Source organism: Plebeiibacterium sediminum, from assembly GCF_026013605.1.
Lineage (GTDB): Bacteria > Bacteroidota > Bacteroidia > Bacteroidales > Marinilabiliaceae > Saccharicrinis > Saccharicrinis sediminus.
Window position 1 is genome coordinate 1 of record NZ_JAPDPJ010000030.1, and the last position, 19506, is coordinate 19506.

Annotated in this window: 10 protein-coding genes and 1 pseudogene; 7 read left to right on the forward strand and 4 right to left on the reverse strand. The window is 29.6% G+C overall.

Annotation, left to right across the window (positions count from 1 at the left end; all coding sequences use genetic code 11):
• Nucleotides 1–974 precede the first annotated feature (974 nt).
• Nucleotides 975–1269: pseudogene (locus OM075_RS13325) on the reverse strand (transposase zinc-binding domain-containing protein); the annotation flags it as partial.
• 747 nt (nt 1270–2016) lie between these two features.
• On the opposite strand from OM075_RS13325, the gene OM075_RS13330 reads away from it, so the two are divergent.
• On the forward strand, nt 2017–4557 hold the full coding sequence (locus OM075_RS13330; RefSeq protein WP_301191021.1) for an ATP-binding protein: 2541 nt from the start codon (nt 2017–2019) through the stop codon (nt 4555–4557).
• A gap of 198 nt (nt 4558–4755) precedes the next feature.
• Here OM075_RS13330 and OM075_RS13335 read toward each other — a convergent pair whose 3' ends face one another.
• From OM075_RS13335 to OM075_RS13345, 3 genes are read right to left on the reverse strand one after another with little or no spacing between them, the layout of a single operon-like run.
• Complete coding sequence (locus OM075_RS13335; protein WP_301191022.1) at nt 4756–7092, reverse strand: response regulator; 2337 nt, start codon at nt 7090–7092, stop codon at nt 4756–4758.
• Nucleotides 7089–7553 (reverse strand): response regulator, encoded by a 465-nt coding sequence (locus OM075_RS13340; RefSeq protein ID WP_301191023.1) that lies wholly within the window; start codon nt 7551–7553, stop codon nt 7089–7091. Before OM075_RS13340 ends, OM075_RS13335 begins: the two co-directional genes overlap by 4 nt.
• Nucleotides 7554–7561: 8 nt before the next feature.
• Nucleotides 7562–11731 carry a PAS domain S-box protein gene (locus tag OM075_RS13345; RefSeq protein ID WP_301191024.1) on the reverse strand — a complete coding sequence of 1390 codons (4170 nt, stop codon included), beginning with the start codon at nt 11729–11731 and terminating at the stop codon, nt 7562–7564.
• A gap of 523 nt (nt 11732–12254) precedes the next feature.
• On the opposite strand from OM075_RS13345, the gene OM075_RS13350 reads away from it, so the two are divergent.
• From OM075_RS13350 to OM075_RS13375, 6 genes are all read left to right on the forward strand, one after another.
• Complete coding sequence (locus OM075_RS13350; protein ID WP_301191025.1) at nt 12255–13352, forward strand: hybrid sensor histidine kinase/response regulator; 1098 nt, start codon at nt 12255–12257, stop codon at nt 13350–13352.
• 5 nt (nt 13353–13357) lie between these two features.
• Nucleotides 13358–14758 carry a sigma-54-dependent transcriptional regulator gene (locus OM075_RS13355; protein WP_301191026.1) on the forward strand — a complete coding sequence of 467 codons (1401 nt, stop codon included), beginning with the start codon at nt 13358–13360 and terminating at the stop codon, nt 14756–14758.
• A 364-nt stretch (nt 14759–15122) separates the two neighbouring features.
• Nucleotides 15123–17204: an LruC domain-containing protein gene (locus OM075_RS13360; RefSeq protein WP_301191027.1), complete on the forward strand. Its 2082-nt coding sequence runs from the start codon at nt 15123–15125 to the stop codon at nt 17202–17204.
• Between the two features lie 12 nt (nt 17205–17216).
• Nucleotides 17217–17582 (forward strand): response regulator, encoded by a 366-nt coding sequence (locus tag OM075_RS13365; protein WP_301191028.1) that lies wholly within the window; start codon nt 17217–17219, stop codon nt 17580–17582.
• A 30-nt stretch (nt 17583–17612) separates the two neighbouring features.
• Nucleotides 17613–18722, forward strand: a complete 1110-nt coding sequence (locus OM075_RS13370; RefSeq protein WP_301191029.1) for a sugar transferase — start codon at nt 17613–17615, stop codon at nt 18720–18722.
• Nucleotides 18723–18773: 51 nt separating this feature from the next.
• On the forward strand, nt 18774–19505 hold the full coding sequence (locus OM075_RS13375; RefSeq protein WP_301191030.1) for a TolC family protein: 732 nt from the start codon (nt 18774–18776) through the stop codon (nt 19503–19505).
• The last annotated feature ends 1 nt before the right edge of the window (nt 19506 follow it).

Sequence of the window (19506 nt, forward strand, 5' to 3'; positions counted from 1 at the left end):
AGCCTATTCATTTTTTCCAAAGAAACCTGCTATTAAAGTTGAGCAAATTAAGTCTGATCAATTAGCCTTATTTTAGAATCGAACTGAGGTTATAACTCACCTGTGCTGGCTTTCTTAAAATAGGAGAGTAGTGAATCCACAGATACATTTTATGAATTGTATTGTTTTTTACTTTTATAAAAGTAGATATAAATTCAATGATCGGTTTCATATCTGTATTCCCCTTTAAAGTGATGTAGCCATTAGCTATAGCCGATTGTAAGTAGCTAATAAAGACTTTTGGAGTATGCCTCCACTCAAGATATATTTCCTGTATTTGACCAGATAACAGAGCCCGGGTTAAACATGGTATCGGCTGATGGTTTTATTGTTAATTTGCTTATTTGTTGAAATGTTATTTCAAGCTGTAAATTTCTTTGTTCCTTTCTGCTTTTTCCTTTTTCCGTTATCGTTAGTACTAAAGTATATTGAAAAGTGCGTTGAAAAAATAACAGTAATTTTACTGTTACTTTTTGCTGTTGTAATATGTTGATATATAGATGTATGTGGTTTTTAGTGTTTGAATTTGTAATTCGATTTACCCCCCATAAAGCTCCAGAATTCCATTTTTAGCCAAAAATGATGGTTTTGGATTCCACTTTTTGGCAAAAACGACTGTTTTGGATTCCGATTTTGGCCATTTTTACACTTTTTGGGTGCTTTTCTTCGCACCTTGTTCGCAATTCTTCGCACCGTCTTCGCAAAACCTATGCACTTTGTATGCACCGTCTTCGCATTCTGTATGCATTTGCTACGGACTTTGTATGGAACGCGTTCGCAGATCTCCACAGGCGCTACACAGGTTCTATGCAAGTTCTTCGCCCTAAGAGTGCGAAGAACTTGCATAGAACCTGCATTAAAAAGGTGAAGAATTGCGAACTTGTATCGAAGGTGTATCATAGCAGGGTAACAGCAGGTGAGTATTTAAAGCGCTGAAAATATTTAATGGGCAAAAAGATCTGCTTCTCGGTCTATCAGCCATTTTTCTTTTTTGAGTCCATTGCATTTAGGAAAATGCCTGTTTCTGTAACCGTTGTAAGAGTAATGTTCGTAACTACACTCAGGATTATCGCATTTGTCCTGATGATAACCAAGCACAGCAGTTTTGCAATTGGCCAGATTTGTAAACACCTTTTTCTTATGAGCATTTAAATACCCGGCCTCAATTACCACTTGTTTATGTTGCCTAATGATATCTCCAATTTCATATTTGGGTCTGTAGTTACTCATTTTTGCAACCGATCAAGCGGAGAAACAAGCGGATTAGATTTTAAGATAGGCAAGTTGTATAGGGACGCATTATGTTATTGTAGCTTTGGGGTGCTGTTTTTGGCGTTGCTTTTGCCTGGGTACAGCTTTTAAAACTTTGGAGTAAATATGTTGAAGTGAGGTACGACCAAAACTATTTATGAGAAAGGATTAAAGGCTATGGATGCCCCAGGTTACCTGGGGTGAGGGGTTTAAGGCATTTTTAGTTGTGAGGTACGAACAGTGGAATGACTTAAATACCGAATGTGTGTATGGCGCTGATTACAAATCAAGCGCCAGCAATAGTTGTTAATTGAGCGCCAATAGGGCAAAAGGTATGACGAAAACAGCACCAGAAGGGTAGGGAAGTGGCAAACATGGATTAAATAGATTTTTGGATGAGGAATTGTGTGTGGGTATAAACAGCTATTGCCATTGACCAAGCGTGCTGTAAATATTCGATGGTAAGTGCTGTTATCTAAAAGGAGGTTTTTGAGTGTAATGTAGTGAAGTGAAAATACCGGGATGTGTGAAGGATTGATTACAAATCAAGCGACAAACAAGATGAGTTGTTTGCCACTTTTGATGTGTTTGGAGTGATTGGTCAAAGCTAGTAAAATCAAATAGTTAAAGTTTGTATTATTATTTACTTTTTCATATATTTTAAATAACAAATAATTCTTTAAAAATGATTTAAAAAAGTAACTAAAAACATTAACCGCCCTTTTTATGATTGATAAATTATTTAGAAGTATTCCAAATTATATAATTGTATTAATTAGTTTTTTTATATTAATAATTTCACTAGCAGTAGGAATTATACTTGCTTCAAGTCACCAGAATCAGATTTTTAATTCACAAAAGAAGTATGCCAGATATATCAATATTGCAGGAAAGCAACGTATGCTTTCTCAACGTATTGCATTAATAGTTTTAAAACAGAAAGATCAGACACATCCAAATTATTTAGAAGTAAAGGAGCTCGTTGATGAATTTCAGGAGAATCATAAGTTTTTAACGACCGGTTTGATGAATGATACATTAAGTATGTTTTATTTTACTCAACCCACAATTTTGGATAGTCGAGTTAATCTTTTTATAAAAGATATACGAAATTATCTCAATACGAAAAACAAGGAATTATATGGTAAAAGAATAATTCAAGAGTCTAATGACATCTTACCATATTTACATACAGCCACAGGACTATTTCAATATTCTTCAGAGGATATTATCTATAGTATAAATGAAGAAAATAAAAGTTTGGTTATTAAATTATTCTTATTGCTATTTGCAATGTTTCTTATTGTCATAATTCCAGCCTCATTTAGAATAAGGAAAAATGATCGTGCACTTATTGAAAAAACAAAAATTTTAGAAAGAACTTTAGAGAAACTTGAAGAAAATGAGAGTCTATTAAGATTGGCTTTAGAAAAGAATGGTTTGGCATATTGGATTATTGATCAGGAAAATGATACAAAATACTTTTCGTCAGTCGGATATGAAATTCTCGGTTTAGATAAAAACAAAGAAATTACATCAGATATATGGAATAGCATAATACATCCAGATGATAAAGAAAAAATTATTCGGGATTTAAGCAGTCTGATATCAATGGAAAATGAACAATATGAGCATGCCCATCGAATTCGGAATAGAGAAGGTCAGTACATCTGGATTAAAGTTTATGCAGCTGCCGAAGTAAAAGATCAAAAAGTATCCAAAATTATTGGTATTTTTTCAGATATTAATGAGGAAATTAAATTAAAAGAACAGCTTATAGAAGCGAAGGAAAGTGCCATATTAGCAAATAGGTCAAAATCAGAATTTCTATCTAATATGAGTCATGAAATTCGTACGCCAATGAATAGTATTTTTGGTTATTTGAGTATACTATCAAGACAGATCGATGATGAGGTCCAAAGAAAATACCTTAATTATATAAATACAAATAGTAAGCTTTTATTATCATTAATTGATGATATTCTGGATCTCGCAAAAATTGAAGCCGGGAAGTTAGAATTTGACTTTGGATATGTTGCTATACGCAATCTTATTCATGAAATGAAAACAATATTTAACTATAAACTTCGAGATAAAAATCTCGGTTTTAAAATAAAGGTAGATGATAATGTTCCTCTTTATGTTGTAACCGATGAATTAAGATTACAGCAAGCAATAACAAATTTGTTAGGTAATGCTATTAAGTTTACAGAAGAAGGAGGGGTAGAGCTAAAAGTTAGTGCAGAATTAATTACAGGTTCTACTTATTATTTAAAAATAATAGTTGCAGACACAGGTATTGGTATTGCATCAGAAAATCAGAAAGAAATATTTAATTCTTTTCATCAGGTTGATGGTCAGGATATTCGTAAATATGGAGGTACGGGGCTGGGATTGACAATAACAAAAAATCTCATATTACAAATGGGAGGAGACATTACTGTTCAAAGTCAACCCGGAAAAGGTTCTGATTTTATAATAGAATTCAAAAATATAACATGTAGTAATAATTCAATTGTAAAGTCTGATGAAGATAATAGACTTCAAGAAAATATTGAATTTAAAAATTCTACTATTTTAGTGGTTGATGATATTCCAGATAATAGAGAGTTGATTAAGGATTTACTTGAAGAAAGGCAACTTCAGATATTTTCATGCTCAAATGGATTTGATGCTCTTAGGTTATTAAAAGAAAAAGAAATAGATTTAGTTATTACCGATATACAAATGCCAGATATGAGTGGACTTGAATTGGTAGATAAAATATATAGGTTAACAGATAGAAAAATTCCGGTATTTGCTTATACGGCATCAGCAACAAAAAATAGATTTAATAAGGATCAACTTTCAATTTTTTCAGCTTTTATTACAAAACCAATCAGGGAGGAAGTGTTGATTAATGAATTAATTAAATATTTACCTCATCAGGCTTTAAATAATAATGATAAGAATAAAGAAATTGTTGCAAATAATGTTTTTTTTGAAAAAAATATGAGTGTTGAAAAACGAAATAAGTTAAGAGCGGAACTAAAAACAATGTTACAAAAGCATAAAAAACTTAAGGAAAGGCAGGCAATGGAGGATGTGAAATCATTTGCTGTTGATAATATAGATATTGGTAAAACTTTTAAAATAGATCATTTTATATTATATGGTAATGGATTATTGAAAGCATGCGAAATATTTGATATTGAGTATATCATAAATAGCTTATCAGAGTTTCATGAATTATTAAATATAATAAACGATGAATTAAGAAAAAACTAGATAAGTAAATTAATATGTTTATCTAGTTGTTATAATTCTTTTTATTAGAATTCTGGGTTAATATTTTATATTTTTCAAAGAAACTTACAAAATTAAGAATGAACCATAAACTATTTTTGTAACTTAATTTGGGTTGGAGTATACTAATTTTTCTGATGTTTAAAAGTATACGTGAGTCTTGTTATCAAGTCAATATATCTAAATCTTATTAGATTTATTTTCTAAATTATTAATAATTACAGGAAATTTATCTAAGAGTTTAAGAATATTACTGATATTATATTGATTTCCTGCATCAATTAATTCATTGCCATAATCCTCCATAAAACCTACTTTGTAATCTAATGATAGATCAACTATTAATTTACCAAATTCTATTACTTTATTCATTGGCTTAAGAGTTTGTAGTTCATCCCATAATTGAAAAGGCTCTCCTTTTAGTTTGAAAATGAATTCTGATAAATTTTCTATTTTATTGCTATCACTTCCTATTTGATCTTTATTAGTATTTTCAATAGATTGATTAATAATTGTATAAGGAAGATTATTCATTAAAATAGTATATAATTGGCTAACTTCTATTGGTTTTAATAATATACCTGAAAATTCACTTTCTATCATTTTATCTATTTGATCTTTCATGGCAGAAGCAGAATAGGCTATAACAGGTATGTTTTTTAATTTTGTGTTAGAGTGTAATTTTAAAAGTAAATCAAAACCGCTCATATCTGGCATTTTGATATCTGTAATTATTAAAGAAGGATGTATTTTTTGAGCTATACTGTAACCTTCAATACCATTTTCAGCTTCATATACTTTTAAATTAGAATTCAAAAGTGCATCCGCGATAATATTGCGGTTTTGTTTCATATCATCAATTACAAGTATGGTATTTTCATCAAAATTTATGTTGTGTGTATCTAATTGATTCTTCTTTTCAAAGCTTGTCATTTCTTCTATAAATGGCTTTTCAGGAAATACTAATTTAAATGTACTACCTTTTCCTACTTTTGAGTTAACAGTAATATTTCCTCCCATTAAATCGACTAAGTTTTTTGTAATTGATAGACCAAGGCCTGTTCCTTTAGTTTTTTTAGAGTTTTTTGCTTGTTGTTGATGAAAGGGTTCAAATATTTTATGAATTGAATCTTCCGGAATACCTATACCTGTATCTGTTATTTCAATGATGAGGTCGCAATAGTTAAAAGAATTTTCTGACAAAATAATAGATTCTGGATTTTGTGTATATACAGACAATTTTATATATCCATGGTTAGTAAATTTAACCGCATTACCCATTAGATTTATGATAATCTGTTTGAGTTTTAATTCATCGATAAATATACCATCAGGTAAGTTTGGTGATATGTTCATAACGAGCTCAATATTTTCATTGGCACATTTTAATCTAAAAATATTTTCAATTTCATTTATTACAATATTTAAACCAACAAATTCGTAATTAAGCTCAATTCTTCCTGCCTCAATTTTTGATAAATCGAGAATATCATTAATTAGAGAAAGAAGACTTTTTGCGCTGGTTCTGATCGATTTTAAATAGTCTTGCTGTACTTCCTCTTTAACCATTGATTCTAATAATTCTGAATAGCCCAGTAGAGCATTCATTGGAGTCCGAATTTCATGACTCATATTTGCCAAAAATTCACTTTTTGCTTTTGTTGCAGCTTCAGCTATATTTTTAGCTTCAGCCAATTCATTAGTTCTGATTTGAATCATATTTTCAAGATGTGAGCGATGGTTGTTCAGCTCCTCTTCTTGGAGTTTTCTTTGGGTAATATCCCTTCCACTCATGTAAATAGTTCCGTCAGGAAGAACAATAGCATTCATTTCAGAAGGGAATGATGTGCCATCTTTTCTCTCTATTATAAGTTCTTTTGATATAGATCCTCCATTTTTGAGTGTTCGGAAAAAATCATCATAAACATTCTTATGTTCTTTCGAAAATAGATCATAAAAATGCATGTTTGCAAATTCTTTTTTTGTAAACCCAATTTCAATACAGCATTTATTATTTACATATATAAAATTTTCATTTATATCTACTATAATAATAGTATCGGCAGAGTGTTCTGTAATAGTTCGAAATTTAGCTTCACTTTCTTTTAATCTAAATACTGCTAAATGGTGCTCTTTTTCAAGTTTTTTACTCTTTATAGCTCCTTTTATGGCTGGACCTAAGCGTTTAATATACTCTTTCAGAACATAGTCGTCTGCTCCTGATTTCATACATAACACCGCAGTGTCTTCATTAACAGAGCCAGTTAGTATAATAAAAGGAATAAATGCAGATAAATGTCGTGTTATTCGAAGAGCACTCAGTCCGTCAAAATTTGGCATATTATAATCTGAAACAATGATGTCCGGTTTATCTTTAGTCAAGGCTACGCGTAATTCATTCTCAGTATCAATAAGCGAAATTTCTGTGTTGGATAGTGTTTTTTCAATTTCTCTTTTTGCTAACTCTGCATCAATACAATTGTCCTCAATAATTAATACTTTGGTTATTGGTTTCATTTAAGAGTTGTATTAGAATATGATTTTGGTTTTTCATTTATTGCAAGCCAGTATATACCAATTTGACTTAATTTGTCTACAAATTCATTGAAGTTAATTGGTTTTACAACATAGCTGTTTACTCCTAATTTATATGCACGATCAATATCTGGATCTTCTTTTGATGAAGTTACAACAACAACAGGTATTTTTTGTAAAATTTGATCTGATTTTATTGCTTCAAGTATTTCAAGCCCACTTACTTTTGGTAGTTTGAGATCTAGTAAAATAACTTTGGGAGGGTCAAAAAGTATTTTATCATCAGTATTTTTACTATTAAATAAATACTCCATTGCATCCTCGCCATCGTATATTACATTAATATTATTTAGAAGATTATTTTTTTTTAGTGATCTCACAATTAGTTCGGCATCATTTGGATTATCTTCTATTATTAGTATTTCACATTCTTTGTATTTCATAGTATTGTTTAATTAGTATATTGATTTAGTATAGGTAATTTAAAATAAAACGTTGCTCCTTTTGATAATTCAGATTCAGCCCAAATAGTTCCATTGTGTCGTTTAATGATTCGTTGAACTAGAGCTAATCCTACTCCAGTTCCTTCAAAATCTGTGGATTTGTGTAGGCGCTGAAATACACCAAATAATTTATCTTTATATTTCATATTAAAACCAACACCATTGTCTTTTATAAAATATGTAATGGAATTAGCCTGTATAGTTGAAGAAATTTGAATATTTATACATTCTTGTTTTGATGAATATTTTATAGCATTTGAAAGTAGGTTATTCCATACTAATAGAATCATATGTGGATCTGCTGATATTGAAGGAATATTTTCAATTGTAATATCAGTTTTATCAAGTAATTCAGGTGGACAAATTTCCTTAAAACTTAACAAAGCCAAATTTTTCATATTAATAGTAGAATATTGCATGTCATGTCTTCCCAATCTGGAAAAAGAAAGTAAATCATCAATTAATTTACCCATGTTAGTTGCACTTTCATCAATTACATTACATATTCTTTTTGCTTCATCATCTAATAACTCTGAGTAATCTTCAATAAGAATTTTTGTAAAACCAGTAATAGCTCTTAAAGGGGCTCGTAAATCATGACTAACAGAGTAACTAAAAGCTTCTAACTCTTTGTTGGAATTTTCAAGTGCAATTTGTCTTTCTTTAAGTTGATAATTCAGATTGATTATGGCATTTTCAGTTTCCTTTCGTTTTGTTATATCTCGAACAATACTCCACATTCCAATCGGATTCATATCGGAATCTTTTTCTAATCTGATTCTCTCCGAAACAGCAATAAATGTCCCGTTTTTATGTAGAAACTCTTTATCTAAAGCGTCAGAATACCCATTCACAAAAACTTCATTATTGATAATATCTTTTTTGGGAGATATCCATTTAGGTGGGGTTAGATCCCATATTGTTAATTGTGTAATTTCATCAAAACTGTATCCTAACATATTTCTAAATTCAGGATTACATTCAATTATAGCCCCTTTGAGGTCAGTACGTACAATACCATCCTTTACTGTTTCATAGAGTCCCCTGTATTTTTCTTCTGAATGGTATAATTCCAGAGTACGTTGTTTTACCAGGTTTTCAAGATTCTTCTTGTGATTTTCAATTTCTTTTTCAATTTCTTTCTTTTTAGTTATATCTCTCAAAATAACATGGTTTGCAACAACTTCACCAATCTTAAAAACAGATTGATGTATTTCTACATCTCTTATGTTTCCCTTTTTATCAATAATAAGATCTTCAAATACAGGTTGTTTTGATGATCTTTTAGTTGATGTAAACCTTTCACTATTAAAGTTTTTAGCTTGAAATAATTCTTTAGGATTCATACCAACCAATAAATTTTCATCATTAACTTTCATAAGATGAAGCATTGCCTCATTAACTAACAAAATCTTATCATTTTGATTAATAAATATGGCATCAGGCGAATACATAAATAGATTTCTATATTTCTCTTCATTTTCTTTTAAAGCTATTTCTGCCTGTTTTTTATCAGTTATATCTTGCATTGAACCTGAAATTTTAACAACCTTTCCATTTTTTACTTCAGGAATACCTATCGTATGCACCCATTTTTGCGAACCTCTATGAGTTGTCAATTTTAATTCAAGATCGTAGGGTTGAAAATTATTTATGGCATTAGCAATTGCATTATTGATTAAATTATAATATTCTCCTTTATAGTAGCTTAATCCTATCTTTTTATTTATATTGTCATTAATATCAAATTCATGAATTTTAGCAACAGCTTCAGTCCAGGTTCCTTCTCCTGTTTCAATATCAAACTCCCATCCGCCAACTTTAGCTAGTTTGCCGGTTTCTTTTAAAAGTATTTCATTCTTTTTTAATAATTCTTTTGCTTGGTTTCTGGATAATGCTACTCCTAAATTAGATGCTATTTCTTCATAAATTGATATAGATTCTTGTGCAAAAATATTTTCACGATGATCATTTAATTGTATTAAACCAATAATTTCATTTGATACCTTTATAGGAATAATAGCTAGTGATCTATATCCTGCATTATAACACCTACTGTTTTTAAGTAAAAGGTTTGTTTTGTCTTTTATGTTGTTAAATAACAATGAAATATCATTTGACAAAAAACAACCACTTTCAGTATAGTTTAATTGCAAAATGCTATCTTTTTTTTCTATTATATTTTGACATATACATTTAAAGTCTTTGGATTTGTCACTATCCACATTACAAAAATGCTTTTTGTTATTTATAAAGTCATCATTATATCCAATTGAGCCGTAAAAAGGATAATAGCTACCTTTTTTTATTCTTATACCAACAGCTTCAATGTCTTTAAATTCATGAATTACTTTAACAATAGAATTAACCATTAGTTTAGTATCATTAGTACTATTAAGTGTGTCTAATATATTTTTAGTAAGTTTTTGATTTGTTTCAATTATTTTTTGTTCTGTAATATCTTGAACTGTACCAAATATTGTAATAGGGTCAGATTCATTCCTAATTATATGACCTTGAACTCTAACATATATAATATTCCCGTCTTTTTTAATTAAACGATATTCATTAGGCGTTAAAATATCTGTATCTAATTGGACGCAACTATTTATCCAGTTATTGATTTTATCTTCATCATCAGGGTGGTGAATGTTTTTATTTACATTTTCATAATTAATTTTGGTACTATTGTCATATCCTAGCAATTCAAACAGAGCTTTTGACCATGTAATTTCACCTGTTTCAACAATAAGTGTAAAATCACCCATTTTAGCTATACGTTGGGCATTAATCAGGCGATCCATATTTTCTGAAGCTTTTAGTGTAGCTTGTTTTATATTTGTGATGTCAATAGATAGTATCAATACACCTTCAGATATTGGTTCAATAGTAAGTTCAAACCAGCCAACTGAATTGTCTGGATAAGTAAACTCGTTTTCATAAAAATGAGAATTTCTATTTTCCATACAATCTTTTATAAGCTGGTAAGCCTTTGTATTTTCAATACCAGGCCACATATTCTGGTAATTCTGACCAATTAATTCATTATTAGGTCTTCTATTATGAAGTTCTGCTGTGTGATTTAAATAGGTGTAGTTCCATTTATAATCAATTATTTGGCAGCCTTCTTGCATGTTGTCCAGTGTATTTAAAAAACGCTGTTCAGCTTTCTTCTTATCGGTAATATCCATTATCATTGCATACAATAAATCAATTTGATTATTAGTATCTCTAAGACAGGAAACCGCAATGTCAACCCAAATTATTTCACCTTTTCTATTAAAATATCTTTTATGAATTCTATAATTATCAATTTTATTACATAGTAACTGATTAATCATGTCTATTTCAATGTCTAAATCTTCAGAATATGTAAATTCTGCAAAATTCATTTTTAGAAGTTTACTTTGAGAGTACCCAATGATTTTAGTAAATTCTTTATTTACATTTATAATATTACCATTAGGATCAGTAATTGCAATCCCTATATTTGAATGTTCAAAAATCTTTTTAAAGGTTATTGCGTTGTGACCAACAATCTCTTCTGATTTTTTAAAAGTATTAAAAGAAGAAGTGGTACCCTTGAATTCTTTATTTAGTGAATTAATTGTATTATTTAGAGTCTCTGTATATTTAATATTTTTAAGTGCATTAAATGCACTTTCAGTTAATATTTGTAAAAGATTTAAATTTATTGATGTGGCTATGTTTTTTTCTTTCCAACAAATAGCAATGGCAGCCTTCGGTAAATCAAGTCCTATGGGAAGGATTATGAGACTTTTTAGAGATGTATTTTTATATTCATTCTGTTTAACTGTATTGTCTTGACTAATATCATCAATAACAATGATTGTTTTTTTTAGTATAGACCAGCCACATATACTACTATCAAGAGGGAATTTTTTACCTCTTAATATGCGTTCATTAGAGTTTTCTGCGATATAGTTGCAGAAATTATTTTCTGTCACAACATAATTAACCACATCAGAATTGGAAAGTTTACGCGCAGTATTAAGAATTATATTTTGCAGATCAATATTATTTTTGGCTCTAATTATTTCTTGCAGGGCATTGATAAGTATATCATTTTTATCTTCATAGGTTTTATTATGCTTCATTAAGATCTCATTTTTTGTGTTAGGTTAAAAATGTATAGCATTAACTCTATAAATTAAATTTTTAATTGTCAGTTAATTAAAAACTGATTATCAAGTTAATAAATTGATTTAATTAAATGAAGAAATCTTTATCTTATTTTACTAATAAAATTTTTCCTTTATTTATATTTATTCAATGTGACCCTAATTAAATTTATATACCGGTGCTTGACCAGGACCAAACTTATTTTTCGTCAAAACGTTTTTCCTTTTTGTAATTAGTAATGTACGCTGACAACAATTTATTGGCAACAAAATTTTGTATCAAGAAAAATGCATCTCCATAATTTTTAGGTTGGATTAAATTATGCAGTAATGAGATCCGTAAGTGCAATTAAGTATATACTAGTTAAGACGTTTTTATATAATATATATACATACGTATAAAGTTTTGCTATAAAAAATCAAATAATTTATAACCTTCTACAAATAAATTAAGTATACAATTACTATAATATAATAACAGACTTAATTCTTACCATATATGCAAAACCCCAAAGAACCAAACATTTTAATTGTAGATGATAATCTATTCAATTTAAAGGTAACTACTAGTATTTTAAAAGATGAAGGTTATAAAATAGGTCTGGCACAAAGTGGAATTGATGCATTAAAGCAGTTGGAAATTCAAATTCCAGACTTAATACTTTTAGATATAATGATGCCTGAAATGGATGGTATTGAAACCTGTAGAAGAATTAAAGCACAGTCTAAATGGAGAGAGATTCCAATTGTATTTTTAACAGCCAGAACCCAAACTGATGATCTGGTAAAAGCTTTTAAAGCAGGTGGAATTGATTATATAACAAAACCTTTTCAACATGAAGAATTAATCGCAAGGGTTAAAACGCATATTGAGTTGTATCATAGTAAAATGAAAATTAATGAAATGATTCAAACACGAGATAAATTATACAGTATAATTGCACATGATATAAAAGCTCCATTCCATAATATAAAATTTACGATTTCGGCATTAAAGGATAACTATATTAAACCGGATAGTAGAGAGTTTCGTGAGATAATTGATCATTTGGATAAAAGCACTAATGATACATATGATTTACTTGATAATTTATTGACATGGACACGTTATCAAGGTGGAATCATAAAATTAGATCATAATGAAACAGACTTAAATATTTTAGTTTTAGAAACTGTTCAGGTACTTAAACCTGTTGCAGAGAATAAAAGTATAATAATAGATTTGAATTTGCTTGATAATTGCTACGTACATGTTGATGAAGCTACAACAAAAACAGTTATACGAAATCTACTTTCTAATGCCATTAAATTTAGCCCCGAAAAGGGGATAATAAGGGTTATTACACGGAAACAAAATGGAAGCTATGTAATTTCAGTTATAGATCAGGGTATAGGTATGTCTGAAGAGGTAATACAAAAGATATTTGTTCAAAATGAAAGTTATACATCTAATGGCACCAATCAGGAAAAAGGAACAGGATTAGGTTTTCAATTAATTAAAGATTTTATTAAATTGAACAATGGTAGTTTAAAAATTGATAGTCGTCCCAAACAGGGAACAGCTATTTCAGTTTCTTATCCTAATACTTTAAATTAATTATTATGTCAGCAAACCTAAAACCTTTAAGTGTATTAGTTATAGATGATGATCCTATAATTCGAAATCTAACCCGATCATATTTAAAAGATAAGGCAGAAGTTTATGTAGTTGAGTCTCCCTCAACAGCTTTTAGAATTTTGGAGAATGAGCAAATCGATTTAGTTATTACAGATTTTAAACTGCCAGAGATGGATGGTTTACAAGTTTTAGAAAGAATAAAAAAAGAATATATAGGTATTGAAGTGATTATGATTAGTTCATCTTCGGAGATGAACACTGTAATAGGAGCCTTGCGCAAAGGAGCTGCAGATTATTGTAAGAAACCTTTTACTTCTGCAGAAATTTGGTTATCTATAGAACGTACTACCAAATATGCAAAACTTCAGAGTCAGCTCAATACAGAAGTGAAAAAGAATGATGTTTTAAAAAAAACTGTAGATCAGGAAGTTGGTTGTAAAATTATAGGAGAAAGCCCGTTAATTCAACAGGTAAAAAATCAAATGGAAATGGTGGCTTCAACACCTGATACATCAGTTTTATTGATTGGAGAAAGTGGAACAGGCAAAGAGTTAGTTGCAAGAGGTATTCATATGCTAAGTCAACGAAATGATTCTTTATTTGGGGCTGTTAACATGTCAGCAATACCAGATACGCTTTTTGAAAGCGAGTTTTTTGGACATAAAAAAGGTAGTTTTACAGGAGCAATTTCAGATAAATCAGGATGGTTTGAATCAATTAATAAAGGAACTTTATTTTTAGATGAAATTGGAGAAATGCCCATGAGTTTACAAGTAAAATTATTACGGGTATTAGAAGATCGGAAATATACCAAACTCGGAACACAAGATGAAATGCCATTTGACATAAGAATTATTTCAGCTACGAATAAAACAGTAGGGGAATTAACTGGAGGTAAAGTGTTTCGGTTGGATTTGTTTCATCGAATAGGAACTTTTGTTATTCAAATACCTCCATTAAGAGATCGGGTTTCAGATATTGCAATTTTAGTAGATTACTTTGTAAAAATTATTGCTCCCAAGATGGGTAAGCAAATTGAATCTATTGATTCAGCTGTGATTTCTTTATTACAAAACTATACATTTCCAGGAAATATAAGAGAGCTCAGGAACATGGTTGAAAGAGCCATAATTATGTGTAATGATAAGGTTTTAAAAAAGGAACATTTTTATTTGACAGCTAATTTATCTGCACAAACTCATCTTAATTTGGATGATGCCAACGATTTGTTTGATTTAAAAGAGTTGGAAAAACAAACCATAATAAAAGCTCTTGGTCAGGTAAATTATAATAAAGCCGAAGCAGCTCGCTTATTAAATTTAGAATGGAATGCGCTATATCGAAGAATCCAGAAATATGATATTGCTTTACCAAACGAAAATTAATAAAACTAATTCTCAATAGTTTTTTATTTTCCAAAGTCGTACTACTTATTTATTAAAGACCATATTAAATAAGTATTCTATTACCCTCTGTTTATTATCATATTTAATACCTATTGGTGTTGTCTAGCGCTTTAAAGCAATTTAAAGAAAAAAAACACAACGTATATTTGTATAATTCCCTCATAACATGTTATTCTTGATGTAATTTTTATAGGTCTTTAAAAACGCATAATAGCCTATTCATTTTCGAAGTTCTAGTCAGAAGATAGTATTTTTGCATTAAGTTAAATGATTGGTATTTAGATATTTGGTGTGTTTGGCATTCGAGTTGATAAATGAATGTAAATTCTAAAAATATAAGAGTATGAAAACTTTCATTTTAAAACTACTTTTTGTTTTACTTATGTCGATCATCATTCAAGGATGTTTAAAAAAGGAATTTGAAGATGTGGAAGCTAAGAGAGATGAAACACCTGATTATTCAGGATTCGACTTTTCAAATATAAATACAATAAAGCTCACATTAATAGTTTTAAATAATAATAATGAACCAATTACTGGAGCTCCTTTTGAAGTGTTTACAAAAGATCCATTAACTAGTGATGGGTTACTGATTGAAGAAGCAAATAAATTTAAAATTTTAAAAGGGGTTACTAACGATGAAGGTATCTTAGAGAGTTTATTTAATTATTCTCCTCAATATGATAGTATATACATCTTAAGTAATTATATAGGTATTCCACGGTTAACATCTCGGAAAATTACTTCTGAAGAATTAAATATCACCATTGGCGGGTCTGAATTAAAGTCTCTTAAAAACTCATCCCTTAAAGCTACTGTACCAGATCAAGTTTCAATAGTAAATGGTTATTATATTTTAGGAGATTGGGATAATAATGGTGTTCCAAATTATTTAGAGGTTGTTAATGATAATATTGATAATAGTTTTTTGGATGAAATTAATGCTTCATTACCAGAGAATATAAAATTAGATGTATCGCATCCACAATATTTAGATAATTCTAATGATGCCAATTTAATAGTTAGTAAAGATTGTGAGGTTTGGGTTACATTTGTGCACGAAGGGGCAGGATGGAGAAATAGTTTAGGATATTATACATATCCAGTAGGGGATGCTCCTTCTAGCGCAAATGATATTAGAGATAAAACTATAATCTTTCCTAATGTTTCTTATTCAGGATCTGGAGGAGGTTTGTCATCTGGCAATAAAGTTCAATTATTTTATTTGGATCCAGAAACACAAGAGTATTCTAAAATATTTCCTGCTAATACATCTATTGGTTGGTTTATTGTTGCTCAAGGTTGGAACGGACAAATAGGCAATGGTGCATATACCCATTATTCAGATATTGCTTTTAATGCAGAAGCTCAATATGAATTGAAAAAACACAATGTTCTTTTATTTGATGAGACTCGGGAACTATTATTAATGGGTTTTGAAGATATTAGAAGAGATCAAGCGAGTGATGAGGATTTTAATGATGCAGTTTTTTATACTACAATAACCCCATTTACTGCAGTTAATACATCATTTTATCAACCAATAGATACACCAATAGATAGTGATGGAGATGGAGTAACAGATACTTTTGATGAGTTTCCGTTTGATGATACAAAGGCATTCAAAAATCATTATCCAGGCGAAAATATTTATGGAACATTAATTTATGAAGATCTCTGGCCTTACAAAGGTGATTATGACTTCAATGACTTGGTTATTGATTATAATTTTAATCAACTTACTAATTCGAATAATGAGATATCTGGAATTGAGACAAAAATAGTAGTTAAAGCAATTGGAGCTTCTTATCATAATGGTTTTGGAATACAATTTAATATTCCTACCAATAATGTTAATTCTGTTACAGGACAGCGATTGACGCAGGGTTTTGTTAATAACAATAGTAATGGCTCCGAAAGCAATCAAACTAATGCTACGGTTATAATTTTTGATGATGCGTTTAATAATTTATCTTATCCAGGAGTAGGAATTGGCGTGAATACATCACCAGAAACACCTTATGTAGTTCCGGATACTCAGGTTGTAAATATTAGTTTTAATAGTCCTGTTTCATTTACAGAATTGGGTACTCCTCCATATAATCCTTTTATGATAATAAATCGGGATCGCAGTGTTGAAGTACATTTGCCCAATAAAAAGCCTACAGATTTAGCAGATCTAAATCTATTAGGAACAGGCGATGATGATTCAAATGTTTCTTTAGGAGCCTACTACGTATCTGATTACTATTTGCCTTGGGCCATAAATTTACCTGTTAGTTTTGAATATCCATATGAAAAAGAAGATATTACAGAAGCCTATATTCAGTTTAATCCATGGGCAAATAGCAGAGGTTATAACTATATGGATTGGTATATTCCGTATGACTTTTATATAAATTCTTCAAAAATTTACAAAAAATAAAAATATCATCTTATGAAAAAGAAAATCTTATTAGTCGATGACAAGGGGGAGTTTAGGACAATTCTTCAGATCATTTTAAATTCAGAATATGAAATAAAAACAGCTTCTAATGGATTGGAAGCTATGGGAGTTTTACAAAATGGTTATTTCCCAGATTTAGTTATAAGTGATTTAATGATGCCTGTTGTTAATGGATTAGAACTGGCACAACAAATTAATTCTAGTGATATATATAAGCATATCCCTGTAATTATTCTTTCCAGTATTAATGAAAGTAACAAAAAGGTTGAATTATTTAATTCCGGTGTTGCTGATTATATTGAAAAGCCTTTTAATCCAGAAGAATTAAAATTAAGGATTCAGAGGTTTATTAATTAATTGTCTTTTTACCATTAAAAACTCAAACCAATGGCTATAAATTTACAATATTACGGTCCGGATAAAAATATCTTTGAAAATTTCAAAAAGAGTGTTCTTTTTGATGTAAATCAAGAATTTACATTTTCAACAAAATTAAATTTATCATATAATACAGATGTAGTAGTCTTACAAGTATGGGGTAATAAGTCTCAGCAAATATTTCAAATACAAGAGGTTAAAAGAAAGTTAGTTGATGTCGATATTATTTTTGTTGTTATTGGAGAAAAAGATAACTTATTGATTTACTTGCAGCAAGGAGCGCATGAAGTATTTGAAGATACAACATCTTTACAGAATATAGAAAGAAGATTAAAATTTTTAATAGATCATCCTATTATTGAATTACATAATAATGAGGTTGATGAATTTAAGATACCGCTATGGAAAAGGATTTTTGATATTTGCTTTGCAGGAATTAATTTGATTTTGCTTACGCCTTTATTTATTCTAATAGCTGTATTAATACGTATAGAATCAAAAGGTCCGATCTTTTATGCATCAAAAAGAGTTGGAGCTGGTTATAAAGTGTTCAACTTTTATAAATTCAGATCAATGTATCAGGATGCAGATAAAAGAGTACAGGACTTATTGAAACAGAATCAATACAATGGTCAAGAACCATCAGAAAAAATGGTTTCGCCAGCGAAAATTAATTCTACAATTCTTTATGATGATAATGGAGAAGTTAATGAAGAAGAGTTTTTAGATAGAAAAAAGGTATTAGAGCAAAAAGCATTTTTTAAACTCAATAATGATCCTAGAATTACTAAAGTTGGCCGTTTTATAAGGAATACAAGTATAGATGAACTACCTCAGTTTATTAATGTATTAAAAGGTGATATGTCCATTGTGGGCAATAGACCATTGCCATTATATGAGGCTGAAAAACTCACAAAAGATCCATGGATTAAAAGATATTTGGCTCCTGCTGGTTTAACAGGATTGTGGCAAGTAACTGCTAGGGCAAAAAATACAACCATGAGTGCAGAAGAAAGAAAAATGTTAGATGTAACCTATGCCAATAACTATAATTTGTGGACCGATCTTGTTATTATTTTTAAAACAATTCCAGCAATGCTTCAGCACGAAAATGTATAGATTTCATGTGTCTGTTAGCTAAATTAAATTACAATTTCAAATTCTTGTAATATGCGATTTTTTTTTGTAGTTAATCTGTGTCTTATATTAAGCCTTAATAATGTTATGTATGGCCAAGGTATAGAAGATTCTACCGTAGTGCAGCTACCTTCTTTAGAGTTTGTCATAAGTAATGCAATAGAAAATTCTGCTTTAGTAAAAGATAAGCTTACTCAAACAGATATAAAGCATGAAGAACTTGATCTAGAAAGAGGAAGTTGGGCAAAATATCTTTTTGTTGAAGGGGCTGCAAATTATGGAAAATATGATAGAATTGTTATGCAGGAAAACAGGACTGATGTAGTTTTAAATTCAGGGTCTTTGAGCTCTAGTGAACAGACAACATATTATTCAGGAGTGTCATTAAAATTACCGCTCTCAGCAATAACAGGAAGATCCAAAGAAGTTTCAAAAAAGAAACTAGAAATACAAAAGTCTATTTATGAAAAAGATGAAGCTATACAACAACTTAAATATTTTATCATAGATCTTTATTATGAAACGCAGTTTTTAAATGAAAGTATGCATAATCATTTTGAAATATATCAGACACTTGAAATTAGTTATGAAAAAGCCAAGAAGGATTTGTTTAGTGGAAAAACAGATATAAATGATTTTGCTATACTCTCTTCTACAGTAGGTAAAGCAAGGAATGATTATTTAAAGGCAAAAAATAATTTTTTAGCCCAATACTTAAAACTTGAAAAAGCGACGGGTGTAAGTCTCAGTAATAAACACAAATAAT